Genomic DNA, 1,284 nt, shown 5'->3' with positions numbered 1-1,284 from the left:
CATCAGCTCCATTTTTGAGCAGCTTCTTTTTATCTTTATCACTGAATGTTGGTCCAACAGCAAGTAAAGGTACTTTACACTTCTTTAAGATTTCCTTTGCAAATCTGAAACGGCCAAGTGATTGCTCATTTACAACATTGACATAATACACCACAGCGTCAGGCTGATTACTGCAAGCAACATGAACCAAGTCAACCAGAGCCTTATGTGATTTCACAATCTTTGAATAAGGAAAGAATTTGGTTAAACCATCCAAGTTAGTCAGTGGCGAGACAATTAATAGACTTTTGTCGTACTTCTGATTCTTGCCGTTTTCGGATCTGTTAGAAAGTTGATTCAATGTTATTGTATCCTTCATCCTCTAATATTTTACGTTATTTTCAGCCTTTATTATCTCATTGATAGTTTTTATCAATTTAGGAGGATCAAAAGGCTTTTCAATTACCTCTAGAGCACCTGCTTCGAAACAATTTTGTTTTAATTGCTCATCTACATGACTCGTGTACATAATCACAGGTATTTCTTTAAATACACCGCTCTTTGTTAGATTTTGTAAAAAATCCAACCCTGAAATTTTGGGTAGGACAAAATCACATAAAATAAGTTCTGGAATGTTGCCTTCAAGTAACCACTCCATTGCAGTTACGCCTTCTCTTTTTATAGTTACGTTGAAGTCATTATTAAGGACCTTTTCGATTAGCCAACCTAATGGCTCATCGTCCTCTATGACTAGAATAATGGGTTTCATGTAAGAAACTTTATATTATACCAACAAAATTAAATAGAGGATTTAAAACACTCGGTAGGTTCAAAACCATCTATAGACAACAAAATTAATAAAACCAGAACACGAATATAAGACATGTTTTGGGTTAATTACAAGCTTATTAGCTATTATTTTTTAATGTCAATAGTCAATATTAAATATAAATATTTAAATAAAAAAATTAGTGAAAGGAAGAATTTGATTATCACTTTTAAATTACATTGCGATGTAAGTTTTTCAATTAAAATCAATGTTTGTACTTCGATTTCTAAAATTGCAGAATATGGCACGTGAAAGCCTAAATTTTACATAGGCTTAATCAAACTTCAGAAGTTTGTCGTTGATGCTATCAGAATTAGTTTTCTTGGTATAGTTCAAAAGTCAATAGAAATGAAGTGAAATTGGGTGAAAGTAGGGGTGAAAATTAGGAATTTTTACAAATGTTAATTATTTATTCATACATCTAATTTTCTTTAAACTCCATTTGTTTGACGAGCATAACGAGCAGAATATGATAT

2 protein-coding genes are annotated in these 1,284 nt (G+C 31.6%); both read right to left on the bottom strand.

Translation table 11 applies throughout. The features are described 5' to 3' along the window. The coding region (locus E1140_RS00290) for a hypothetical protein (RefSeq protein ID WP_155177962.1) at positions 1 to 358 on the bottom strand (358 nt) is incomplete at its 3' end. Positions 359 to 361: 3 nt separating this feature from the next. After that, positions 362 to 748, bottom strand: a complete 387-nt coding sequence (locus E1140_RS00285; RefSeq protein ID WP_155177961.1) for a response regulator — start codon at positions 746 to 748, stop codon at positions 362 to 364. Between the last annotated feature and the right edge of the window lie 536 nt (positions 749 to 1,284).

The organism is Fulvivirga lutimaris (genome assembly GCF_009711525.1).
Taxonomy (GTDB): Bacteria; Bacteroidota; Bacteroidia; order Cytophagales; family Cyclobacteriaceae; genus Fulvivirga; species Fulvivirga lutimaris.
This window is presented reverse-complemented; position numbering and strand designations above follow the sequence as displayed.